The organism is Bacillus haynesii (assembly GCF_014042035.1).
GTDB lineage: Bacteria > Bacillota > Bacilli > Bacillales > Bacillaceae > Bacillus > Bacillus haynesii.
Genome location: NZ_CP059494.1, coordinates 1,193,835 through 1,217,762, shown reverse-complemented (window position 1 = coordinate 1,217,762; position 23,928 = coordinate 1,193,835). Strand labels below are relative to the sequence as shown.

The following is a 23,928-nucleotide window of genomic DNA, read 5'->3' as shown; positions in this document are numbered from 1 at the left end:
TGGAAGGTTGTTGAATCATTTGCTTTCCAGTAAGCCCTGCTGCAAAAAATGAATGGGGAGAGGTTTGTTTTGAAATATACCTTTTTAGGAAGAACAGGTATGCGCGTCAGCCGCTTATGCCTGGGAACGATGAATTTTGGGGTCGATACAGACGAGAAAACCGCGTTCCGAATCATGGATGAAGCGCTTGATGCGGGTATTAATTTTTTTGATACTGCGAATATCTACGGCTGGGGAGAGAATGCAGGATTGACAGAGAGCATCATCGGAAAATGGTTTGCAAAAGGGGGACAGCGCCGTGAGAAAGTCGTTCTGGCGACGAAAGTATATGAACCAATTTCTGATCCGAACGACGGTCCAAACGATGCGAGGGGCCTGTCTCTTTATAAAATCCGGCGCCATCTGGAAGGGTCGCTGAAGCGGCTGCAGACAGACCATGTAGAATTATATCAAATGCACCATATCGATCGGCGGACGCCGTGGGATGAAATATGGGAAGCTTTTGAAAGCCAGGTTCGATCAGGAAAGGTTGACTATATCGGCTCAAGCAACTTCGCGGGGTGGCATTTGGTCAAGGCGCAGGCTGCAGCTGAGAAACGTAATTTCATGGGGCTTGTGACAGAACAGCATAAGTATAGTTTATTAGAGCGAACGGCGGAAATGGAAGTGCTTCCGGCAGCACGAGATCTCGGGTTGGGTGTAGTAGCGTGGAGTCCTCTTGGAGGAGGGCTGCTCGGAGGCCATGCGCTGAAAGGTGCTGTCGGAATCCGGACAGCCAAAAGGGCAGACCTCATTGAAAAACACCGCTCACAGCTCGAAAGATTTTCGTCTTTATGCAAGGAGCTTGGGGAGAAAGAAGCCAACGTTGCTTTGGCATGGGTGCTGGCAAATCCGGCGTTGACCGCTCCCATTATAGGGCCGAGAAACGCAGAACAGCTTCGGAATGCAATCAGAGCTGTTGAGATCAGTCTGGATGAGGGCATACTCAGCGAGCTGAGCGACATCTTCCCCGGACCCGGAGGGGAAACGCCTGAAGTATACGCTTGGTAGCAGAGTGCTATTAGATTAAGAATAATGTAGACACAACATCATAAAGTAAACTAAACTTTTTCAAATGGATGTTGACAACAATGTGGGCGCCATTTTTTTATTCAATTTCCCGCCGTGACGGCTTATTGAAAAGATTCGGTTTTCGGTCTGTCTTTTTCTTTTCTGATTTAAGTCAAGTTTATCCTTTTATGTGCATACACTTAAACAGATTCATTATATGGGAATGTTATTTTGATTTCTCAAGGAACGCACATTAGACGAATGCCCAGCATAGGATAATACGAGGAAAAACAAGGAGGCATGACCGAATGTCTGAATACAGGGAAATTATTACTAAAGCGGTGGTCGCGAAAGGCCGGAAATTCACCCAGTCCACTCATACAATCTCCCCTTCGCAAAAGCCAACCAGTATTTTAGGCGGTTGGATTATCAATCATAAGTATGACGCCGAAAAAATCGGAAAAACCGTGGAAATTGAAGGGACATATGATATCAACGTCTGGTATTCATATGCGGACAACACCAAAACCGAAGTTGTGACAGAACGCGTTTCCTATGTTGATGTCATTAAGCTCCGGTATCGCGACAAAAATTACTTAGATGATGAACACGAAGTCATTGCGAAGGTGCTTCAGCAGCCGAACTGCCTTGAAGTGACCATTTCTCCGAACGGAAACAAAGTGGTTGTACAGGCGGAAAGGGAATTTTTATCAGAGGTCGTCGGCGAGACGAAGGTCGTTGTTGAGGTCAATTCTGATTGGACGGAAAGCGATGAAGAAGAAGCGTGGGAAGAAGAACTTGATGAAGAACTTGAGGATATCAACCCGGAGTTTTTGGTCGGAGATCCAGAAGAATAAAAGGAAGCTAGGGAAACACCGCCCTAGTTTCTTTTTTTTAGCATGAATCTTTATGGTATAATGAGAGTTGGAATTAATAGAAACGTTTATACATAGTGAGGGATTAAATATGGCAGGCTACACGCCTATGATACAGCAATATTTAAAGATTAAGGCAGAGTATCAGGATGCCTTTTTATTTTTTCGTCTTGGAGACTTTTATGAAATGTTTTTTGAGGATGCAAAAAAGGCGTCTAAGGAACTCGAAATTACGCTGACGAGCAGAGACGGTGGATCGAGCGAAAGAATCCCGATGTGCGGGGTTCCTTATCATTCTTGCTCTTCGTATATCGAACAGCTGATTAAAAAAGGCTATAAAGTCGCGATCTGTGAGCAGGTGGAGGACCCTAAATCGGCCAAAGGAGTCGTCAAAAGAGAAGTCGTGCAGCTGATCACACCCGGCACCGTGATGGACGGCAAAGGGATTCATGAAAATGAAAACAACTTTATCGCCTCTGTCAGTGAATTTCAGCATACATACGGGCTCGCTTTTTCCGATTTGACGACGGGCGAGAATTTAGTAACGGTTATCGAAAGGCTTGATGATGTCATTTCCGAGATATACTCTGTCGGAGCAAAGGAAATCGTCGTCAGCCGCAACCTTGACGAGAAAGACGTCGCGCTGTTAAAAGAGCGCTGCGGCGCCACGATTTCTTTCGAGGATGAACAAGCAGATGAAGTGCCTGACATTGCGAACGGACTGGCGTCCAAAGAGCTTGTCGATACGTTTATGAGGCTTTACGTCTACTTGAAGCGGACGCAGAAAAGAAGCCTTGACCACCTTCAAAATGTTCAGGCTTACGAGCTCGAAGAAGCAATGAAAATCGATTTGTACTCGAAACGCAATCTTGAACTGACGGAAACGATCCGTTCGAAAAACAAAAAAGGCTCGCTTCTTTGGCTTTTGGATGAAACGAAAACGGCAATGGGAGGGCGGCTGTTAAAGCAATGGATCGACAGGCCGCTGATCAGAAAGGGACAGATCGAAGAGCGCCAGGAAATCGTCGAAACGCTGATCGCCCATTTGTTTGAGCGGGAAGATTTGCGCGAACGGCTGAAGGAAGTATATGACCTTGAGCGGCTCGCCGGAAGGGTCGCATACGGCAACGTCAACGCCAGAGATTTGATCCAGCTGAAGGAATCGCTGAAACAAGTGCCGGCCATCAAACTGCTTGTCGGCTCCCTCGACCATCCGAAAGCAAAAGCGCGCGCCGAGAAAATCGATCCGTGCAGTGATCTTTTGAATCTTTTGGAAGATGCGCTATACGAGAATCCGCCGCTTTCATTAAAAGAGGGGAACTTAATTAAAGACGGCTATCACGCGAGGCTTGATGAATACAGGGACGCAAGCAAGAACGGAAAGGACTGGATCGCAAGGCTTGAGCAGCAGGAACGCGAGTACACGGGAATCCGCTCTTTAAAAGTCGGCTTTAACAAGGTGTTCGGCTATTATATTGAAGTGACGAAAGCGAACATCCATCTGCTTGAAGAAGGTCGCTATGAACGGAAGCAGACGCTGACCAATGCAGAACGCTACATCACACCGGAGCTGAAAGAAAAAGAAGCGCTGATTCTCGAAGCGGAAAACAATATTTGCGAGTTGGAGTATGAGCTGTTTTCCGAGCTTCGCAGCAAGGTGAAGGAATATATCCCGCGCCTGCAGCAGCTGGCAAAAATGATGAGCGAGCTTGATGTGCTCCAATGTTTTGCGACGATCAGCGAAAACCGCCACTATGTTAAGCCGGAGTTTTCCGAGGACGTCGTTCAGGTGATCGACGGACGGCATCCGGTCGTAGAAAAGGTGATGGACAACCAGTCTTACGTTCCGAACAGCTGTGAAATGGGGAAAGGCAGACAGATGCTTTTAATCACCGGGCCGAATATGTCCGGGAAAAGCACATATATGAGACAGATGGCGCTGATCTCCATTTTGGCGCAGATCGGCTGTTTTGTTCCTGCCAAAAAAGCGGTGCTGCCGATCTTTGATCAGATCTTTACGAGAATTGGCGCAGCGGATGATCTTATATCCGGACAGAGCACGTTTATGGTGGAGATGCTTGAAGCCAAAAATGCGATCGTTCATGCGACGAAAAACAGCTTGATTTTATTTGACGAAATCGGTCGGGGTACGTCCACTTACGACGGAATGGCGCTTGCACAGGCGATCATCGAGTACGTTCACGAGCATATCGGCGCGAAGACTTTGTTTTCCACTCACTATCACGAGCTGACGTCCCTAGAAGAAAAGCTGGCCGATTTGAAGAACGTCCACGTTCGTGCGGAAGAATACGAAGGGAAGGTCGTTTTCCTTCACCAGATAAAAGAAGGTGCAGCAGATAAAAGCTACGGTATCCATGTCGCACAGCTGGCCGAATTGCCCGACGGTTTGATCAGCAGGGCGAAAACGATCCTGAAAGAGCTTGAATCCGGCGTCAAAGAAGCGGCTCCATCAACGGCTCCGAATACGGTAAAAGAGGCGGCGGGAGAAGTCGCGGCAACTGTTGCAGATCAACCGGCCCAGCTGTCATTTTTTGAGACGGACAAGCCAAAAGAAAAAGAGACGAAGCTCTCCAAAAAAGAGCAGGCTGTTTTAGCCGAATTTAAAACGATGGATCTGCTCGATATGACACCTATACAAGTCATGAATGAACTGTACAGGCTGCAAAAAAAATTAAAGTAACAAAGAGGTGACCCAACTTGGCAAAAATTGTTCAGCTGCCTGACGATTTATCGAATAAAATCGCGGCGGGTGAAGTAGTGGAAAGGCCTGCGTCGGTCGTCAAAGAGCTTGTCGAAAATGCAATCGATGCGAACAGCTCCGTGATTGAAATCGATGTTGAAGAAGCGGGTCTCGCCTCGATTAAAGTGCTTGACGACGGCGAAGGGATGGATCCAGAAGACTGCAGAACGGCTTTTTTGCGTCATGCCACAAGCAAAATCAAAGACGAAAACGACCTGTTTCGCGTCAGAACGCTCGGATTTCGCGGAGAAGCTTTGCCGAGTATCGCGTCTGTCTCACACTTAAGCATTAAAACGAGCACCGGAGAAGGGGCAGGCACCCATTTGACGCTTCAAGGGGGAAGAATCATTTCCGAGCAAAAAGCGTCAAGTCGCAGAGGAACTGAAATTACGGTTACCAATCTGTTTTTCAATACGCCGGCAAGGCTGAAATATATGAAAACGATCCATACGGAGCTTGGCAATATCACAGATGTGGTCAACAGAATTGCCCTTGCACACCCGGAAGTTTCGATCAGGCTGCGTCATCAAGGGAAAACGCTTCTGCAGACAAACGGAAACGGCGATGTCCGCCACGTGCTTGCGGCAATTTACGGCACGGCGGTTGCCAAAAAAATGCTTCCGCTTGAAGCGAGATCTCTTGATTTTGAAGTGAAGGGCTATATCGCCCTTCCTGAAATCACGCGCGCATCGCGAAATTACATGTCATCTGTCGTCAACGGCAGATACATTAAAAACTTTCCGCTCGTGAAAGCGATCCACGAGGGCTATCATACGCTTCTTCCGATCGGCCGCCATCCGATCACGTTCATTGAAATCAATATGGATCCGCTGCTTGTGGATGTCAACGTGCATCCGTCAAAGCTGGAGGTCAGGCTGAGCAAAGAGACGGAGCTTCACGAACTGATTCGCGACGCCATCAAAGACGTCTTTAAACAGCAACAGCTCATTCCAAGCGTGCAAGTCCCGAAAAAAACCGCACCTCTGATCAATAAACCGGAGCAGCAAAAGCTTGATTTCGACCAGGTACGAGAGCCGGCACCTCTTTCTGATCCTGATGTTGAAAGAGAATATAAGTCGGAGCCTTCGTTTTCGGCGATGAAATTAAGCTCGCTTGTCAAAGACCCGCCGCCTTCTTCCGCTTCCAAAGAGCGCGAAGAAAGCATTCTGCAGGACACCGAGCCTGAATGGCCCGGAGCTGAAGAGTATACGCCTGATGCCGAGCCGGCCGCACAAGCAGAACCGGAACAGACAGGAGAAAACGTCCAAGACGAAGAGACGCCAAAAGAAAGGGTGCCGATCATGTATCCGATCGGCCAAATGCACGGCACATACATTCTCGCCCAAAATGAAAACGGGCTGTACATCATCGATCAGCACGCCGCACAGGAGCGGATCAAATACGAATATTTCCGTGAAAAAGTCGGGGAAGTCGAACCGGAAGTCCAGGACATGCTTGTGCCGCTGACATTCCATTATTCAAAAAATGAAGCGTTGACGATCGACCAGCACTTGGACGACTTAGCCAAAGTCGGCGTCTTTCTCGAATCGTTCGGCGCCGGCAGCTATATCGTCCGATGCCACCCGACTTGGTTTCCAAAAGGGGAAGAAACGACGATCATTGAAGACATCATTCAGCAGGTCCTTGATGACCGGACGATCGACATCAAAAAACTGCGCGAAGAAGCCGCAATCATGATGAGCTGCAAAGGCTCCATCAAAGCCAATCATCACCTGCGGGACGACGAAATCACCGCCCTGCTTGATGAGCTGCGCAGAACATCCGACCCATTCACATGCCCGCACGGCCGCCCGATCATCATCCACTACTCGACATATGAGATGGAGAAGATGTTTAAGCGCGTGATGTAATTTCTAATCGCTCATAACCCTTGATAGAACAACGGTTGTGAGCGATTTTGATTTTATTGACCACATTTTGACCACATTAACACTGGACGGGTTGCTTTAATTCTTGCCGTCTGTGAGAAGAAAATTAGGAAGCGGCATGTATATCGTCTGGGTATTCGCTTTAAATCTAAGAATTGCGGATACCGAAGGGATTTAAATAAAAGAGGGCTTCTCTTTGAGATGAAGCCCTTTTTTAAGTGGAAACCCATAGGGCAACCATTAGACAAATTTCATAGTTGTTTTTATTTTTTGAGAAAATGTTATAATGAAAAGCCATGAAATGATTTGAAGAGGGGGAATTTTGATGCATTACATAACGGCATGCTTAAAAATCATCAGTGATAAAGACCTTAATGAAATAATGAAGGAATTCAAAAAACTTGAGGAAGAAACGAACAAAGAAGAAGGGTGTATTCAATTCCATGCTTATCCGCTTGAACCATCAGAACGCAAAATAATGCTTTGGGAGATTTGGGAAAACGAAGAAGCTGTTAAAGTCCATTTCACGAAAAAACACACAAAAGACGTTCAAAAACAAGAATTAACGGAAGTAGAATGGTTAATGAAAAGTAATGTGAATGATTAAAAGGCTCCTTGAGATTGCTATGGAGATGGGCTGAAAAAGGATAAATACTATCAAATCAAACGGCGGGTCATTTACAACCTCACGACAGCTCTCGGGTTTATCTGAGGGCTGTTAAGAACAAAAAAGCAGACTCTTTAGAAGTCCGCTTCAGTAATTAATCTGTAACACAGATTTTCTTTTTTATCCGGTGATTGCTTTTTCAGCAACATGAAACCTATGTTCTTCCCCAAAGTTACTCGAGTCTGTATGTTCAAGGCCTTTCCCATACCAGTTTTTGATTGGAAATGAACATATTTGCTAAATAAGTGCACCGACGTATGGCTTTAAAAGTCCTATAATCAACATTGAATATTTAGTTATAGTCGAAGTTCCAAGCGGATTTCATGAACAAATCTAGAAAGGGCCAAGTAGAGATGATACTGTAAGGAGGAAAATCTAGTCGAAGTAAAAGATGATTACATAATCGATGGTTTTAGGCTAAATGGTGACATTCAAATGAAAAAAACGAAAAATTTAGATAGTTTTTTTAATACCTTGATTGATGAAGATCACGACTTCCAGGAAGAACTTTACGACGCAGAATGGTTTTATAACAGATAAGGATTAACTAAAAAAGGAATTATCGTTCCTGCTGTTTATGAAGATGGCGCAATTAACTGGAGATGGAGATAGAAACTCATTAGTATAAGAGCTTATTTACGGCTGTAGCCCGGATCGATTTCCCATATCGGTTGGGTAGTTGGCGGATCTTCTCACGTGAGAGGGGAGGGGAATGATGTCTAATAAAGTTAAAATATCTTATGGGCAACATCACTCGCAATATGGTGTATTACGGATGCTTGAAAGGAAAGAGCCCTGCCCAGTAGTTGTTATGATTCATGGAGGGTTTTGGCAGTCGAAATATGATTTAGAAGAAAATAATTCTATTGCTGAGGATTTAACTGGTAGGGGATATGCGACTTGGAACATTGAGTATCGTAGAGTCGGGGAAAATGGAGGAGGTTGGAAAGGGACATTTAATGATGTAATTGATGCTATAAATCATTTGTCACAGTTAAAGGAATCTTATCATTTAGACCTGTCAAGTGTAATTGTTATTGGTCATTCGGCAGGAGCGCATTTAGCACTTTGGCTAGCCTCTCGAACTGAAGCAAAATCAGATCAAATGTTTAATAAGCTGTTTGTGTCTATCAAGAAAGTAATAAGTTTGGCTGGAGTAACAGACTTAAAAAAATGTGGGAATTTCACGAAGAAAAAGGTATGAAAAGTCATGTATCCGCACTAATGGGTGGGTCACCATATGAGGTTGCTGAACGCTATCAAGTTGTTTCTCCAATTGAGTTGTTGCCGATAAAAATCGATCATGTTTTAATTCATGGAGTGTTGGATCGTCATGTTCCCATAAAGTTAAGCAAAGACTACTATTTCAAGGCAACCGAACACGGCAGTAATGTTAGATTAATTGTGCTTCCAGATGTGGAACATTTTAAAATTATTGATCCTACCTCAACAGCATGGGATTCAGTAATTGATACAATATGTGCATCGCGGCCACTGTGATAATTGAGGGCTATTTAAGGTTTTAAGCTAGGTTAATGAGAATTCTACTGATGTGAAATGAAAAGAGTAGATGAAGACTGAAAGCCCATTTATTTTAAATTGGGCTATTTTTCTTCTTTTAGGCTTTAAGGCCTAATATAAAAGATTCATTTTCATAGATTGACAGGGTTTATTCACCAATTATTTTCTATAAAGTGGTAAGATATTTCATGATATGTCACTTTAGTATTAGAGGAGAATGTTATGAAGACTCTGGATGTTCAGGCGTTACACAATGCTCTTGATCAAACGCTGGAACAATTAAAACATCAATCAGACGAATTCGCCAAAGTCAAAAAAGCCGTTGAGGGGATCACATCACTTGATGATGCATTAAAGGGAAAAGGCGGCGACGCGATTCGCGCCTTTTACGAGGAATGTCACACCCCTTTTCTACAGTTCTATGATACTTTCATAGAGGAATACAATTCCACGCTGAAGAAAATGAAAAGCGCGCTGAATTCCCTGGAACCAAACCATAACGGATTTATTTCACAGTCCTTTCTCGAACACGAGTTGGAGAATGGCTTAAATGCCGCTGATCGCACAACAAAAAATTTGGTTTCTAAGACCAACGCGACGATCGCAAAAGTCAGCCATATCATTGATTTACCAGATTTGAATGACAGCGGTTTTCATGAACAGAATCAGAAAGCGTTAAAGGAAATCAGCACGACTCTTGAAAAGCTGCATGCGTTTGACCGCGAGCAAACCAACGCCCTGAAGACGGCTGAAAACGATCTTGAGACGATGCAGAAATACATCGCACGGCTCGAAAAGATGTATACCGGGCCCAAAATTGAGATCACTGGTTATCAAAAAGGCGCGATTTTAAAGCCGGATGAGATGGATACCTTGAGTGGAAATCAAGAAACAGCGATGGGTGTGATGTTGAAAAAAGTCGGAGACAAAGAAGATGCTGACATTAACACTCTTGCCGATCCAGATCGATTAAAAAAATTGGCGACACAAAAGGTTTCCAAGAAAGAGTACACTCAAGAGGAATTGAATGAACTGAAAAAAGATTATAGAGTATTTAACGATACGCTTTACCGGGCATACATAGATGGTGATACAATCGTTAAGATAGAACCCGCCTACACCCTTCCAGAGAATGTGGAAAAAAGCGACTTTGCTAAATATTTCGATACAGCGATGGAATTTACAGGTGTGTATGATGCAGTAAGAGCAGCGTTTGGATACGACCTTGCGACAGGCGAAATCGTTAAAGGTAGCGGGGACCGTTTGATGGCCGGATTGAATGTTACTCCTTTCGGAAAGGCATTTAAGTACGGGAATCGCGTTTACAAGTTATTTAAAGGTGAAGAAGCGGCAAAGAAAGTTGCAAAGGCTGAGAAAGGTGTTAAGGGCGCGGAGAAGGTTCAAACAAGAAAAGAAATTATGAATACCGTTCAAAGCAAAATGAGTCCTGCAGTGAAGAAAATTAAAGAAATTGATCCAAATGCTAAAGTTGGTTATAGAGGCTCATTGGCTACAGGGCAGAAAGGACCGCATAAGGGAAACGCTCCATTTGACCCTACGGATTTCGATATTGATGCTTTCATTGTTAGTGATAAATTAGCATCAAAATTTCCGTCAAGTTCTAGATGGAGGGCTGGTACTGATATCAAGGAAATCAGGAAAATACAAAAAGAGTTAGATAAAACTCTAAAAAACTCTTTAGATGGATTAAGAAAAACAGATAAGAAAGGGAGACCTGATAAATTAACCTTTAGAATCTTTACTCAAGAAGAATATAATAGTAAATTTACAAAAGGAAGCAAAATATTAAAAGATGAATAGGAGAATGTTAGGTGGAAAAAAAATATCCGTATTTTAAATGTTTAATTCCAATTACTTCGAATAAGGATATAGATGATTTAGCAAGAATAATTTCAGTTAAATTATTTGGAGGAATACCCTTTGGCGGTATGGAGGAACAAATTTATGAGGAAGTGCCTGCCGTTTTTATAGAAAATCCAATTTTAGGATTTCAGGTAGTGATTCAGGGGTTTGGAGGAGAAAAAGGCTATACCCTGGAAGTTCGTTCACATCCAGAAATTATTGAACCAGATGATGCCGATGAAATAGAGGTAGATATAACTGGATATGTGTCTACTTTACTTGAAGGAACTGACGGTCTACAGATCAGGTATGAAGAACTTCAAAATATGAAACATTATATAGAAATAACTGAATAAGCCATAAATCAAAAACCTTGAAAGTAAACTATCTTTCAAGGTTTTTAATGAAATCCGACAAAATGGAGGGCTTTTATCCTTTCCCCTTTGACATACAAAGCAAGAAAAATGAACATGAATACCGGAGTCCTATACGAGAGCCTGCGGATGTTGATCTTTTGCACGCTGATGTTGTGCAGCTGATTAGCCGCTTTTTTAATGGCCAGAACCGAAGACGCACCTTTCCCTTAAGTGTACCCTGATGTATCGAATGGATCGTCAGATACACAGGAAGAGCGGCTGTAAACTATGCAGCGCGATATCCAGGGGACGCAGGGAAGCCCTTATAAGAACAAAAAGAAAAGCAGGCAATAGCCTGCTTAGATTTATTAGCCCCTTAAAAACACATGCAAAATCAAATCTCGGGTCTTTCTATTTTAAGCAAAGAGACGGTCAACAAAGCCAGAAATATCACTTTGCTATGCAATTTTTAAATTGCCGCTCCAGTTCCTCTTTGTCCAAGTCCTTTCCAATGAAAACAAGTTCGCTTTGTTTTTTCTCGTTTTCGTTCCACTTCCGGTCCGGACGTCCTGAAAACAGCATATGAAGCCCTTGGAATACGATTCGATATGCTTCCCCTTTAATATAAAGGATTCCTTTATAACGCAATAATTCTTCTCCTTTTTCCCGTACGAGATAACTCATCCAATGATCCACCTTTGCCAAATCAAGAGGCTTCTCTTCCCGAAAAGCAATAGAGGACACTTTATCATCATGATGGTGGTGATGATGATCCTCCAGAAAATGAGGATCGATTTCAATTTTTCGATTGACGTCAAACGTATTGATCCCCAGTACATCTCTTAAATTGATGTTGCAATCTCTGGCATGCAGCCTTTTAGCCGTAGGATTAATGTTGACAAGTCTTTGCTCCAAGGATTTCAGATCGTTATTCGTTACTAAATCTGTTTTATTGAGGATGATGACGTCAGCAAATGCGATTTGCTCTTGAGCTTCATCCTGATCATCCAGATGTCTGGTGATATGCTTGCTGTCTACTACCGTGACGATACTGTCAACTTCAAATATTTCGGATAACAGTTCATCCATAAAAAAAGTCTGGGCAACAGGTGCTGGGTCAGCCAATCCCGTTGTTTCGATTAAAACTCGATCAAATGCAACTTTCCCTTGATCCATTGAGAATACAAGAGTTCTCAGAATACGAATCAAATCTCCGCGGACCGTGCAACAGATACAGCCGTTGTTCATTTCTAAAATTTCTTCTTCAGAATCAACGACGAGCTGATTGTCTATCCCGACTTCTCCGTACTCATTAACAATAACCGCAATCTTTTGATTGTGTTTTTCTGTAAGTATTCGATTTAAAAGTGTGGTTTTCCCGGCACCTAAATATCCAGTGAGAATCGTGACAGGAATTTTCTTTTTAGTTAAAGGCATGATCATTCGACTCCATTTAAAATTTTTTCGATACTTTGATTACTTTTTCTTTGTCTTTTGGAACTCCGGCGATGACGCCGGATGAACGCTCGAAACGTTGGTCATCATACAAATGGCTCGCTTTTTCTGTATAATCTTCATTGGTACAAAGCGAGTCAATCAGGAGGGGGACATCCTCAGGTTTTAAATCTTTATACCAAGTTCCTTTCGGGTAGTGGATGACCACGCACTTATCTTGGCATCTACCATTACACCGCGTGCGTGTTGTATGAATGACATCGTCAAGCTCCCGGTCTGAGATTTCTTGCCGAATCACTTGAGTCAGTTCCTCAGCTCCGGCTCGATTACAGCTGCTGCCGTTGCAGATAAAGATATGATGTTTCATATTACTTAAATCCCATGTCGCCATATGTATCTTCCCTCCGAGTAAAACAGAATTATTACGATTTTAGAGCGGTAAAATGATAAAAAACTAAGCAAGCCCCGGTCGATAACTGTCCCGAAAGGTGATACCGATAACCGGGGAGACGGTGGGATAAGCTCCGCAGTCTTTCTTCGTCACCTTGAGCTTTTCACTCCTTTCGCAAGCTCTCTATATTTCAGCCTTCTCTTGCCGCCTTTAGTTGTTTATTTATATGGTCTCTTTCAATATGGCGGAACAAAACGTAATGATTACGATTTAAAATCATTTTATCTCTTTTTCAAGTCAAACGCAAATAGAAGAGGTTAAACGATGCCAATGAGATCTGAGCAGCTTCTTTTCCAGCCGCATCTTTACAGTGAGAAGTTCTGAGAGCCTATCTGGCTCAGGGGAGGGTTTGCTTTATATTATTGTACTGAATATAAAAGAACTTTACCCCCTTTTCCTAAACTGGAAAAATTGATAAAATTTTTAGCGGAGAATGAAAAAACACGATTCGGTTGGTAGTCCGGATGCATGTTTGATCATGCCAGTAACCTTCCCCTCCTCGGGATGTCCTTCTCTGGAGTACATGTTGATGGAGGAGGGAATCGTTATGAAATTAACGGTTTACTATGATGGTCAGTTTTGGATAGAGTTGTGATTGAAGGTAAACTGAGAGCCGTCCGGCATTTGTTTGGCAACGAGCCGAAGGATTCCGAGGTATTACATTTTGTTCATCATCAGCTTTTACAAAGCACTGTCACAAGCAGAACAGGAAGGAGTTAGGCTGGACGCCCGCCGCCCGCGGAAAATCAATCCCAAAAGGCTGCAGCGGCAAGTCTCTAAAGAATTGAAAAATGCCGGTGTATCTCACAAGGCGCAAGAAGCGATAAAACAAGAGCTGGAAGCAAGAAAACGAAAGAAACAGCGGCTGACAAAAGAGCAGCGGGAAAAGCTAAAAGAACAAAAGTATTTACTCAGAAAGCAAAAAGCGAAACAAAAGCATAGGGGAAATAGAGTTTCTTTGGAGCAAAGTGAGGCTCAATAGAGGCGCGTTTTCCTGTATTGCATTTAAAAAAAGGCTCTTATTAAAAAGAGCCTTTCATCATGGAGTCAATAACGATAAGCAGGAGGAGAACATGTAAAATAAGGAGAAGGTCATAGGTTATTGCTGACTTTTAAAACGGAACGATTTTAGAACTTAATAGCCTCCATAACCACCGCCGAACCAGCTGGCACCAATGATGATTAAGAGAATGAACAGAACAACAATCAAAGCAAAACCGCTTCCGTGTCCGTAACCTCCGCTCATGTGTTTCACCTCCCTAAAGAAACATAGTTTATCCTATGTAACTTTAAAAATTTGGTATAGGATATTGATTTACATTTTTAAAAATAGTTGAACCATTTGCCACTTCGCCCTCATGCGAGTCTTCGAGGAAGAGCCGAATATATGAGGCTTCGTGCAGAGAGGATGAAAATGGTGATTGGCGTCCTTTAAACGGAATATAATGCAATAAATCCACCGAAAAGGGCGCTGAATAAATTGAATTTTCAATTAACTGAGGAAGACATGCTTCATATTATTAGGAATGGTCTTCAAACGACACAGTACCCTAAACATATGATGATCGTTGGTGCCGGGCTGTCCGGGCTTGTCGCAGCGTCTTTATTAAAGAATGCCGGGCACAGAGTGACGATTGTGGAAGCAAATGACAGAGCGGGAGGGCGAGTTTTTACATCTCGTGCGCCCTTTAGCGAAGGGTTGTATTTCAATGCCGGGCCGATGCGCATCCCCGATATCCATACTTTAACGATGGAATACATTAAGAAATTTAATTTGCCTGTCAATGTGTTTATCAACCGAACCCCCATGGATATTCTTTACGTCAACGGCGTGAAAACCCGTCTTCATGAGTTTGAAAAAAATCCGGGCGTTTTAAGGTTCCCTGTTGTTCTCCATGAGCAGGGAAAAACGGCGGAACAGCTGATGCTTTCTGCTTTGCAGCCTATTCTCAATTTTATCAGCCAAGATCCGGCGAGAAATTGGCGTATTGTTGAAAACCAATACAGAAACGAATCGTTAGGCTCTTTTCTCAACACTCACTTTTCAAACGGCGCCATTGATATGATTGGTGTGCTTTTGGACATGGAAGCGTACATGGGATTGTCCCTTGTCGAAGTATTGCGGGAGTCGATCTTTTTTACATCGCCGACTCGCTTCTATGAGATTACAGGCGGCATGGACTTGTTGCCGCAAGCTTTTCTTCCGCAATTAAAGGGCGATATTTTATTCCGTCAAAAATTGATGAAAATGTCTCAAACTGAAAACAGTGTAACAGCCCATTGCATTCACCAACAGTCGGCAGAACATTCAACGGTGACAGGTGACTTCGCGATCGTAACAATTCCTTTTTCAGCATTGCGATTTGTGGCATTTGAGCCGTTCGCTTCCTTTTCCTATCATAAGCGGAGAGCGATTCGGGAGCTTAACTATATTGCCGCGACAAAAATAGCAATCGAATTTAAGAGCAGGTTTTGGGAAAGAGCCGGGCAGCGTGGCGGCAGATCCATTACCGACTTGCCGATTCGTTTTTCATACTACCCAAGCAGCGGCATAGGAGCACACGGGCATGCAGTCATTTTGGCGAGCTATACGTGGGCTGATGAAGCGCTGATATGGGACAGTCAGCCTGAAGAAGAGCGGATCCGCTATACGCTGAAAAATTTAGCGAAAATATATGGAGATATCGTGTATTCTGAGTTTGTATCAGGCGCTTCTTTCAGCTGGACGCAAAATCCTTTTTCAGCCGGGGCATTTACAGCTTTCGAACCAGGTCAGGAATTGGAGCTGTATCCTTATATTCCTATGCCTGAGGGAAGGGTGCATTTTGCCGGGGAACACGCTTCCCTTACTCACGGGTGGATGCAGGGAGCGATTGAATCGGGAATACGGGCGGCATATGGAGTGAATCAGGCTTCCCGCGTGTAACATGAACTTTGCAAGTATATGAATTTAATAGAAAGAACCGATTGTAAGGGATGGGGAAGAGCCGCTTTTAAAAAGCGGCTTGTTCGTTTCAGACGGATCTTTGCGATGGCTTGTTACAGGAGGTGAATTTGTTTTTACCTTCTTAACAATAGAAAATGTGTTCACATTTATTAAAAACAAGTTTTTAAGAACTTCATTTATAAAAAATTTTAATGCTTATGATACAATTGAATTGCAGATGTAACACGATGAGCAAAAAAGTGTTTTGCTGAGGTGAATGATCGGATTGCCCGCATTTTTCCGTTAAGAACCCTCCTTTTTCTAACAACAAAAAAGCCCCCAAAACGAGTTTTCCCTAAGGAAAGGCTCATGACATACCGGATGGAATGGCTTAACATTCCGCCGGGCAGAATAGCTAAGAAAGGATTGAATCACATTGAATGCTGCTCATGATCGAAACATCATGCTTTTGCTTCTCTGTTTGACAGCAGGTATTGTAGATGTGATTGGGTACTTAAGTATCGGTCACGTATTTACCGCTAATATGACCGGGAACATCGTACTGTTAGGATTATCAATCGGCAATTCTCTTCACGCGACCGCCATGTACTCGCTGATCGCATTGTTCGGATTTATCATCGGTGTGATTATTTCAGCAGCCATTGTCGGAAAACAGGAAAAATCGTTCTGGCCGTCAGGCGTCACGATTGCACTTGCTGTTGAAGCAGCCGTATTGCTTCTATTTGCTTGTCTGACTTTCTTTGAAAGTTCGCCACACCTTTTAATCTTGCTGTTAAGCATGGCGATGGGGCTTCAGACCACAGCAGCCAGAAAGCTCGGCATTGCAGGGATTTCCACTACTGTCCTAACGGGGACGCTCGCAAACTTTTTCGAAGATGTGACAAAACGATTCCTCAGCAAAAACGACCAAAAGGTCATCCATAAGGACGCATGGCTTCGGGCTTTGACGATTGTGCTCTATTGCCTGGGGGCAGTCATTGCCGCACTTGCTGAACCTGAGCATCCGTTTGTTGTGATTTGGATTCCGATCGTTATCATTATCGGTATTATTGCGGTTGCAGGTACAAGGTTTCACGGGAAGAGTGAGGGATGACCGGATGAAGGACGGTTCCAGTTGCAGGCATTCGTGAACCATCAATTGTTACATATGTTTTATGAAGGTGCCAGTCCGGGTAAAAGGACGGGGAACAGCACCAGTATCGGTTAAGATTGGGAGGAGGATAAATGGTTGGAACACATTAATATGGAGCAGTTTATTTTATTAGCAGCCTTATTGCTGATTATCGGTGTACTGACAACAAAATTTTCGACTAGGCTCGGAGTGCCCGCCCTCGTATTGTTCTTAGTTGTCGGGATGATCATGGGGAGCGACGGTCTCGGAATTATTTATTTTAATAATCCCGAGCTAGCCCAGCTGATCGGAGTTATCGCACTCGTCGTCATTCTTTTTGAAGGCGGTCTGCAAACAAAGTGGTCTTCAATCAAAGCGGTCGCCGTTCCCTCATTGTCGCTCGCAACGATTGGCGTTTTGCTGACCACCTGTGTGGTTGCGGTTGCGGCCAAACTGATTTTTAATGTTTCTTGGATGGAAGGCTTTTTATTCGGAGCGATTGTCGGTTCTACAGATGCGGCCGCGATTTTCGCCGTTTTGAAAGGTCAGAATATTAGAGACAGATTGAGCTCCACACTAGAAGCAGAGTCGGGTACAAATGATCCGATGGCGATGTTTTTGACTTTGTCGCTCATCCAGCTGCTGACAGCTGACCATTCATCTTATGTCATGCTTGTTATTTCATTTTTCTGGCAGATGGGAATCGGGCTTTTGCTCGGATATTTACTCGGACGGTTCGCCAGCTTTGCTATCAATAAAATCAACTTGGATTCGAGCGGACTTTATCCGATCTTTGCTCTTGCTTTTGCGCTTCTTACCTACAGTCTTACAGATGTCATTGGAGCGAGCGGCTTGCTTGCCGTTTACATTGCCGCGCTTGTCATCGGAAATCAAGATTTGACATACCGCCATTCTATTTTCAGATTTAATGAGGGCTTTGCCTGGATGATGCAGATTTTGATGTTTATCATTCTCGGATTATTGGTTTTTCCTGCCCAATTTTTATCCTTCGACATCATTTTCAAAGGCTTCCTGCTTTCCCTGATTTTAATTTTTATCGCTCGGCCGGTTGCCGTTTTTCTGTCGACCATCAAAATGGGCTTTCATTTTAGTGAAAAAATCTTCTTGTCATGGGCCGGATTAAAAGGGGCAGTTCCGATCGTTCTCGCAACATTTCCTATGACGATGGGGCTTGAAAACAGCCAATTGGTCTTTAATGTCGTATTCTTCGTCGTTTTGACATCGGCTTTGATCCAAGGGTCAACCATATCGGTCGTCGCAGAAAAATTGAAATTGAACGGACCGCAGAAAGTCGAAGCGCCGCATTCGCTGGAGCTTGTTTCCATCGGCAAGGCGAACGCCGAAATTATCGAATTTGAAGTCGATGACCAAACAGCCATTACCGGGCAGGCGCTGAAAGACATCAGTTTTCCGAAAGATGCCCTGATCAATGCGATCATCCGAAACGGGGATTTGGTCACGCCGCACGGTGAAACGAAAATTAAATCAGGCGATATTTTGTATATCCTCGTATCGAAAAAACAAAAGAAGGAACTGAAAAAATATTTAAACAGGGAGTTTGACTAAGCTGTCGGAAAAGCACAGTACAAGGCAGGCTTGCTCAGTATGTCACGAATAAAGGTCAATGAAGGGTACTGCACCGGTATTCTTCATTGGCCTTTTTTTGCAATGTGGAAGTTCAGTCATACGAAAGGTGAGTTCCATACATTGGTAACTTTGTTGATCAATTGTTCATATCCATTTATAATTTAAAAATCAAATATGAGGAGGCGCATGAATGATGAAGTGCAAAAAAATAAATGGGTTAACATTTGAGGGGAAAGCGCATCATTAACCCTATAAACTGCGTGATTCCCCTATAATTTTGGGGGTATCATTCAATTGAAAAACAGTAAAACACAGTCCTTTCAGCATCAAAAGAAGGCATTTTGGTGGCTTAGCTTTGTCGCTTTCTTCAGTGTGATGAACGAAACCGTATTTAATGTTGCATTGCCGGATATAAAAAATCAATTTGGCTTGTCGCCTGCCGCGACAAATTGGGTAAATACGAGTTTCATCATTTCCTTTGCTGCCGGCTCAGTTGTTTACAGCAGGCTTTCTGATATGTACGGCGTCAGAAAGCTGTTTGTGACCGGACTAATCATCTATGGCGGAGGCTCATTAATCGGTCTGTTGGTTCAAGCTTGTTTTCCAGCCGTAATTCTTGCGCGCTTTGTTCAAGGAGCCGGGGCATCCGCTGTACCCGCGCTTATCCTGGTCATCATCACGCGCTATGTCCGTCCGGAGGGTCGGGGCAAAGCGTTCGGCATTGTCGGATCACTAGTGGCAATGGGTGAGGGAATAGGTCCGGCCATTGGCGGAATGATTGTACATCATATTCATTGGTCGTTTCTTTTCCTTCTGCCGATGGCAGCGCTGATGTCGGTTCCTTTCTTCCTCAGAAATATGCCTGATGAAGCCGCTGCAAAAGCGAGCCTGGATATCATTGGGATCGGACTGCTGACATTCGGCATTGTGATGTTCGCAGCATATATATCGCTGTATCATGTCTTTTATTTAGCAGCGGGCATTTTTTGCTTGTTTGGAGCTGCAGTTCATACCCGATATGCAGAACATCCTTTTATTGACCGGTCTTTAATGAAGAATCGCAGATATATAGGCGTCGTTTTGGCAGGATGTATCGTATTGGGAAGCATTGCGGGAATCGTCTCTGTCGTTCCATATATGATGAGAGTCTTGTTTAGCTTAAATGCCGATATTATCGGGAGCGGCATTATACTTCCGGGCACTGTAGGCATTATCTTTTTCGGCGTTGCGGGGGGAGCCCTTACAGATCGCTTCGGCAGCCGGTTTGTTTTTACTCTTGGATGGTTATTGATCTTGGCAACCATGGCAGCCGCCTCACAGCTCGGTGACCGGACACCATGGTTGATGACGATTATGCTCGTGTTTATATTTGGCGGTCTTTCATTTGTAAAAACGGCGATTTCCAACAGTACCGCAGAAAGCTTGGAAGAAGAGGCAGCAGGCGCTGGAATGGGGATGCTGAACTTTGCCTGTTTTTTATCTGAAGGAATAGGCGTCGCATTTGCAGGAGGCTTGATGGCAGTGCACGGGTTTGGCTATTCTGCGCTTCCGGCAATGAACGATGCTTGGAGTGCTGTATTCAGCCGCTCGTTTGCCATATTCACAGTCTTTGTATTGGCTGGCGGATTGCTATATTTATTGACTTGCAAACGCAAAAAATCTTAACATATTCGAATGGTTGGGCGGGAAAGCCCAGCCGTTTTTTATGTTGACTGGATTTTCTGAAACATAATGAAAAGAAAACCGTATTTGATGTAAAGCTTCCTGAGGGGATGAAAATGATGAAAAGAAGCTTCGGCACTTTGAAATTGACGGACTGACAATTGAATATTCGCGAGTAGGTGAAAGGAAGGCGATTCTTGTGATGCACGGAGGTCATTCGAATGGCCGCGAGGAATTTGGGTATCAAGATCTTTATGAGAGCCGATTCTCTATCATCACGCCTTCCCGTGCAGGGTATGGCCGGACATCGAAAGAAATCGGGGACAGTTTGGAACTTGCCTGCTATTACTATATGAAACTGCTTGATCATTTAAATATCGAGAAAGTTCATGTGGTTGCGGTGTCAGCCGGCGGGCCAAGCGGAATATGTTTTGCATCCAAATACTCGGAAAGAGTAGAATCCTTAATTTTGCAAAGCGCTGTCACAAAGCAGTGGCTGACAGCGAAGGATATTGAATATAAAGTTGGTCAGATCATCTTTCGGCCGCCTGTTGAAAAGGCCGTATGGAAGCTGATATCGGCGCTTAACAATCGATTTCCGGAATGGATCTTTAAGAAAATGCTATCCTCCTTTACTACACTTCCTGCTGATCAGGCGATGCTGAAAGTCACGGAGGGAGATATTGAAGAAATGAGAAAAATGAACAACAGACAGCGTTCAAGTCGAGGGTTCTTGCTTGATTTAAAAAATATAGACGATTTATCTTTCCATCATTTGAAGGAGATTTCTTGTCAGGTATTAATTATGCATTGCCGATATGATCGTCTTGTTCCAGCCGAGCATGCTTATCATGCAAAAAAACTGATCCCTTTTTCAGAAGTCTATCAGGCAGACAGCTGGGGTCATCTCATTTGGCTGGGAACAGAGGGTAAATCTGTCTCGCAGAAGGTCATCAGCTTTTTAAAAACCACATCATCTTGATCATAAGATGAATAAAATTTTTAGATCGCAGCCCACCTGCAAATGATGTAGTGCAATTTTTTAATCAAGAGCAGAACGATCTTTCCGAACAGAACTGATGAATGTCGTACAAGACTTGCAAATAAGATGAATGAGAAATCCTCCCTGGCCGGCTTTCGGAGCACAAGGGAAACTTATGTATAAGAATCTATGCAGATAGAGGGGGACAGGTACGGGATGAATTATCGATTACCGTTGACTCCGATTTCCCGGGGGGAGAGAGTTGGTAAACTTGATATCATCCGCGGGTCTGCTTTGCTTGGCTTGGCATACTTTTAGCCCATAGGGAAGTCGTCCTTGGCTGAGGATATTTCAATTTGGGCCTGCTGAATGGATATGGCGCAGTTTGACTTACAGCAAGCGGCAGCCTCTTCCTAAACTCGTGATCGAAACGGCGCGGCTGTGCAGCATGGTGAAACTTTACATAAAAAACTTAACATTTTAAAAATCCAGCCGATATGATGGATAAATAACTGCACGCTTCCGGCAGATGTGTTATGGTAGCTAGTAAGTTTAGGAAAAGGGAGGATATTAATGATCATCGTCACAACAGATACAATCGCAAATCAAAACATTGTCGAAGTCAAAGGGCTTGTCACCAGCAGTATCGTTCAGTCGCGGAATATCGGAAAAGATATTCTGTCAGGATTGAAGTCAGTCATTGGCGGAGAATTAAAAAATTACACCCAAATGCTTGAGGATTCGAAAAAAGCTGTGAGGGAACGGCTCGTGAATCAAGCTGAAGAGCTCGGAGCAAACGCGATCGTCGGTGTAAAGTTCGAACTATCTGCAGGCCAGGGAACCTCTGAACTAATCGGGTATGGTACGGCTGTTGTAATCGGCTGACTTTCAATCGAAAACGAAGGCGGCGGTTATCGTTGCCGCCTCAGCGGGTCAAGAAGGTTTCCCTGTCTGTTTCGTCTCTTTATGTTTTTGAGTCAGATGGGGATACTTTCTGTATATGACAAGCGCTATGATCGCCATGTATAAGCCGTAGACACCGATGGAGATCAGCTTGTTTTCGCTGAAATTGGCACCTGCGATAGAGACGACGAGAACGTTAGGGACCTTTCCAAGCGTTGAAGCCGCAAAAAAGACAGCCCATTTCACTTTGCTTAAACCGCAGACAATATTCATGACAACGGCGGGGATAACAGGGATCAATCTGCCCAGGAGTACGGCTGTAAAAGCATTTTGGTTAAAATACGCTTCATATTCGCTCATTTTCGGGTATTTCGTTAAGTGTTTGCGAGCCAAGTCTCTGAATCCGTAACGCGAGAGGAAGAACAAGAGCATGGTGCCGAGCATTGACCCTGTCAGCGTGATCAGCACGCCGTTTGCGATTCCGAACAAGGCGCCGTTTAATCCGGCAATGAGCGCAAACGGGACAATCGGGAAAAATACACACGCCGCCACAAGCAGCATGCTGAATAACACCGAAAAAACGCCTCCGTCTCTGATGACGTCTAGCCAGGAATCTTTGCAGATGAATCCGATTGCGATGATACTCGCCATGATGATGATTGTGAATAGTTTTCTGATCATGCCGCTCCCGCTGCCTTTCTTTGTTTTTAGCTTCTACATTTGCAATAAAGCTTGTTCTAAGTTTGCCAAAATCTCGTCTGTTTTTGACAGATTGCAATTGCTGAGCATAATAAGCACTTTTTTCTCGTCCATGTACCGGTTAATCGAGCTGATAAAACCGTGAATTTCTCCATCATGCCATATTTTATACTTATTTTGATGATTAATAAACCATCCGTATCCGATTGAATTGTTTTGAATGAGCGCCGGAGAAGGGCCTTCGGCTGCAAAAGCCGGCTTTTTGACACGGCTGTAAAGGGCTTCTTTCAAAGCGTCTTTTTTGACAAGCTTCTCAGTGTAAAGCGCCCTGTCCCATAAGTACAAGTCTTCAACGGTTGAATACAGCCCGCTTTCCCCGTAGCCGTATACGATAGGCGCTTTGATCATTTCACGATTCAGGCATAAATATCCGACTGTAGGCGAAATATCTTCCGGAGAGGAGAAGAAACCGGAGTTTTTCATGCCTAAAGGGTCAAAGATCAATTCTTGAATGACGTCTCCATAAGCTTCATTTGTGATTGTTTCAATGATTTTTGTAAGCAGTATGTATCCTGAATTGCTGTAATTAAACCTTTGTCCCGGGCGAAATTCGAGCGGCTTGTCGATAAAACGGCCGATAAATTGGTCTAACGGTGCGCGCTCCAGCTCAATATCGAGCAATTCTTCCTCTAGAAAATCAGGAATTCCGGACGTATGGCTTAATAAATGTTTGATGGTAATGCTGTCTCCGTTCGGATAGCCTTCTAAATAGTTTTGTACGGGATCATCTGTACGAAGCAGCCCCTTTTCTTGCAGCTGCATGACCGCTATGGCTGTGAATTGCTTTGTCAGCGAAGCAATTTGGTAGCGTGTAGACGGTTCATTCTTCACCTTGTCCTTACAATTAGCATAACCGTATCCTTTCGATAACAGAATACCGTTTGAGTCTGCCAGCAAAATGCTGCCGTGAAAATGATTGTTGGATGCTTGTTCCATTAAATAATCATCAAGATGTTCCGCTGTATATACCAATTACAACAGTCCTTTCATATCTAATTATGATAAGAAGAAAACAATAAACGATAGTTTTGAAAGGAAATGGAGCAGGAAGCGCGACCAAAATAACAT

Annotated in this window: 21 protein-coding genes and 1 pseudogene; 17 read left to right on the top strand and 5 right to left on the bottom strand. The window is 43.8% G+C overall.

Features of this window, described 5'->3' with window-relative positions:
* The first annotated feature begins 69 nt into the window (after positions 1–69).
* The 9 genes from H2R00_RS05985 to H2R00_RS05950 all read left to right on the top strand — a co-directional run bounded on the left by H2R00_RS05985 (position 70) and on the right by H2R00_RS05950 (position 10,982).
* Entirely contained in the window at positions 70–1,050 is a 981-nt protein-coding gene (locus H2R00_RS05985) for an aldo/keto reductase (protein ID WP_154997371.1), read from the top strand.
* Positions 1,051–1,358: 308 nt separating this feature from the next.
* On the top strand, positions 1,359–1,907 hold the full coding sequence (cotE, locus tag H2R00_RS05980) for an outer spore coat protein CotE (protein ID WP_020451464.1): 549 nt from the start codon (positions 1,359–1,361) through the stop codon (positions 1,905–1,907).
* A 109-nt stretch (positions 1,908–2,016) separates the two neighbouring features.
* On the top strand, positions 2,017–4,626 hold the full coding sequence (mutS, locus tag H2R00_RS05975) for a DNA mismatch repair protein MutS (RefSeq protein ID WP_182070662.1): 2,610 nt from the start codon (positions 2,017–2,019) through the stop codon (positions 4,624–4,626).
* A 17-nt stretch (positions 4,627–4,643) separates the two neighbouring features.
* The gene (mutL, locus tag H2R00_RS05970; RefSeq protein ID WP_182070661.1) at positions 4,644–6,557 is read left to right on the top strand and encodes a DNA mismatch repair endonuclease MutL; all 1,914 of its coding nucleotides are present in this window, start codon (positions 4,644–4,646) and stop codon (positions 6,555–6,557) included.
* Between the two features lie 343 nt (positions 6,558–6,900).
* Positions 6,901–7,182, top strand: a complete 282-nt coding sequence (locus H2R00_RS05965) for a putative quinol monooxygenase (protein WP_154997902.1) — start codon at positions 6,901–6,903, stop codon at positions 7,180–7,182.
* 772 nt (positions 7,183–7,954) lie between these two features.
* The gene (locus H2R00_RS21175; RefSeq protein WP_244958293.1) at positions 7,955–8,446 is read left to right on the top strand and encodes an alpha/beta hydrolase; all 492 of its coding nucleotides are present in this window, start codon (positions 7,955–7,957) and stop codon (positions 8,444–8,446) included.
* Positions 8,443–8,742, top strand: a complete 300-nt coding sequence (locus H2R00_RS21170; protein ID WP_244958292.1) for an alpha/beta hydrolase family protein — start codon at positions 8,443–8,445, stop codon at positions 8,740–8,742. The genes H2R00_RS21175 and H2R00_RS21170 overlap by 4 nt, the downstream gene beginning before the upstream one ends.
* A gap of 243 nt (positions 8,743–8,985) precedes the next feature.
* Positions 8,986–10,584, top strand: coding sequence for a T7SS effector LXG polymorphic toxin (locus H2R00_RS05955; RefSeq protein ID WP_244958291.1), 1,599 nt, complete (start codon positions 8,986–8,988; stop codon positions 10,582–10,584).
* Between the two features lie 11 nt (positions 10,585–10,595).
* The gene (locus tag H2R00_RS05950; RefSeq protein ID WP_182070660.1) at positions 10,596–10,982 is read left to right on the top strand and encodes a hypothetical protein; all 387 of its coding nucleotides are present in this window, start codon (positions 10,596–10,598) and stop codon (positions 10,980–10,982) included.
* 450 nt (positions 10,983–11,432) lie between these two features.
* Here the strand turns inward: H2R00_RS05950 and H2R00_RS05945 are convergent, their stop codons facing one another.
* On the bottom strand, positions 11,433–12,425 hold the full coding sequence (locus H2R00_RS05945; protein ID WP_182070659.1) for a CobW family GTP-binding protein: 993 nt from the start codon (positions 12,423–12,425) through the stop codon (positions 11,433–11,435).
* Between the two features lie 10 nt (positions 12,426–12,435).
* A complete protein-coding gene (locus H2R00_RS05940; protein WP_154997911.1) occupies positions 12,436–12,828 on the bottom strand; it encodes a (2Fe-2S) ferredoxin domain-containing protein in 393 nt (130 codons plus the stop codon).
* A gap of 607 nt (positions 12,829–13,435) precedes the next feature.
* On the opposite strand from H2R00_RS05940, the pseudogene H2R00_RS05935 reads away from it, so the two are divergent.
* Positions 13,436–13,870, top strand: a pseudogene (locus tag H2R00_RS05935) (YjdF family protein).
* Positions 13,871–14,023: 153 nt separating this feature from the next.
* Here the strand turns inward: H2R00_RS05935 and H2R00_RS05930 are convergent.
* Positions 14,024–14,134, bottom strand: coding sequence for a YjcZ family sporulation protein (locus H2R00_RS05930; protein WP_011197990.1), 111 nt, complete (start codon positions 14,132–14,134; stop codon positions 14,024–14,026).
* A gap of 261 nt (positions 14,135–14,395) precedes the next feature.
* On the opposite strand from H2R00_RS05930, the gene H2R00_RS05925 reads away from it, so the two are divergent.
* The 7 genes from H2R00_RS05925 (at position 14,396) to H2R00_RS05895 (ending at position 22,083) form a co-directional block, all read left to right on the top strand.
* Positions 14,396–15,814 carry a flavin monoamine oxidase family protein gene (locus H2R00_RS05925; protein WP_182071031.1) on the top strand — a complete coding sequence of 473 codons (1,419 nt, stop codon included), beginning with the start codon at positions 14,396–14,398 and terminating at the stop codon, positions 15,812–15,814.
* 436 nt (positions 15,815–16,250) lie between these two features.
* Positions 16,251–16,928: a YoaK family protein gene (locus H2R00_RS05920; protein WP_154997913.1), complete on the top strand. Its 678-nt coding sequence runs from the start codon at positions 16,251–16,253 to the stop codon at positions 16,926–16,928.
* A 135-nt stretch (positions 16,929–17,063) separates the two neighbouring features.
* Complete coding sequence (locus tag H2R00_RS05915) at positions 17,064–18,533, top strand: potassium/proton antiporter (RefSeq protein WP_154997914.1); 1,470 nt, start codon at positions 17,064–17,066, stop codon at positions 18,531–18,533.
* 315 nt (positions 18,534–18,848) lie between these two features.
* Positions 18,849–20,219: an MFS transporter gene (locus tag H2R00_RS05910; RefSeq protein ID WP_244958290.1), complete on the top strand. Its 1,371-nt coding sequence runs from the start codon at positions 18,849–18,851 to the stop codon at positions 20,217–20,219.
* A 196-nt stretch (positions 20,220–20,415) separates the two neighbouring features.
* Entirely contained in the window at positions 20,416–21,198 is a 783-nt protein-coding gene (locus tag H2R00_RS05905) for an alpha/beta fold hydrolase (protein ID WP_411810441.1), read from the top strand.
* A 340-nt stretch (positions 21,199–21,538) separates the two neighbouring features.
* Positions 21,539–21,682 (top strand): DUF418 domain-containing protein, encoded by a 144-nt coding sequence (locus H2R00_RS05900; RefSeq protein WP_154997934.1) that lies wholly within the window; start codon positions 21,539–21,541, stop codon positions 21,680–21,682.
* Positions 21,683–21,771: 89 nt separating this feature from the next.
* Positions 21,772–22,083, top strand: a complete 312-nt coding sequence (locus tag H2R00_RS05895; RefSeq protein WP_043928748.1) for a YbjQ family protein — start codon at positions 21,772–21,774, stop codon at positions 22,081–22,083.
* A 48-nt stretch (positions 22,084–22,131) separates the two neighbouring features.
* On the opposite strand, the gene H2R00_RS05890 is transcribed toward H2R00_RS05895, so the two are convergent.
* The gene (locus H2R00_RS05890) at positions 22,132–22,782 is read right to left on the bottom strand and encodes a TVP38/TMEM64 family protein (RefSeq protein WP_182070658.1); all 651 of its coding nucleotides are present in this window, start codon (positions 22,780–22,782) and stop codon (positions 22,132–22,134) included.
* Between the two features lie 33 nt (positions 22,783–22,815).
* A complete protein-coding gene (locus tag H2R00_RS05885) occupies positions 22,816–23,832 on the bottom strand; it encodes a serine hydrolase domain-containing protein (protein WP_154997917.1) in 1,017 nt (338 codons plus the stop codon).
* Positions 23,833–23,928 lie beyond the last annotated feature (96 nt).

Excerpts from the sequence above, each read along its gene's own strand:
- cotE (WP_020451464.1), top strand. The coding sequence starts at position 1,359 with ATGTCTGAATACAGGGAAATTATTACTAAAGCGGTGGTCGCGAAAGGC.
- H2R00_RS21175 (WP_244958293.1), top strand. The coding sequence starts at position 7,955 with ATGATGTCTAATAAAGTTAAAATATCTTATGGGCAACATCACTCGCAA.
- H2R00_RS21170 (WP_244958292.1), top strand. The coding sequence starts at position 8,443 with ATGAAAAGTCATGTATCCGCACTAATGGGTGGGTCACCATATGAGGTT.
- H2R00_RS05940 (WP_154997911.1), bottom strand. The coding sequence starts at position 12,828 with ATGGCGACATGGGATTTAAGTAATATGAAACATCATATCTTTATCTGC.
- mutS (WP_182070662.1), top strand. The coding sequence starts at position 2,017 with ATGGCAGGCTACACGCCTATGATACAGCAATATTTAAAGATTAAGGCA.
- H2R00_RS05890 (WP_182070658.1), bottom strand. The coding sequence starts at position 22,782 with ATGATCAGAAAACTATTCACAATCATCATCATGGCGAGTATCATCGCA.
- H2R00_RS05955 (WP_244958291.1), top strand. The coding sequence starts at position 8,986 with ATGAAGACTCTGGATGTTCAGGCGTTACACAATGCTCTTGATCAAACG.
- H2R00_RS05895 (WP_043928748.1), top strand. The coding sequence starts at position 21,772 with ATGATCATCGTCACAACAGATACAATCGCAAATCAAAACATTGTCGAA.
- H2R00_RS05925 (WP_182071031.1), top strand. The coding sequence starts at position 14,396 with ATGCTTCATATTATTAGGAATGGTCTTCAAACGACACAGTACCCTAAA.
- H2R00_RS05930 (WP_011197990.1), bottom strand. The coding sequence starts at position 14,134 with ATGAGCGGAGGTTACGGACACGGAAGCGGTTTTGCTTTGATTGTTGTT.
- H2R00_RS05965 (WP_154997902.1), top strand. The coding sequence starts at position 6,901 with ATGCATTACATAACGGCATGCTTAAAAATCATCAGTGATAAAGACCTT.
- H2R00_RS05945 (WP_182070659.1), bottom strand. The coding sequence starts at position 12,425 with ATGATCATGCCTTTAACTAAAAAGAAAATTCCTGTCACGATTCTCACT.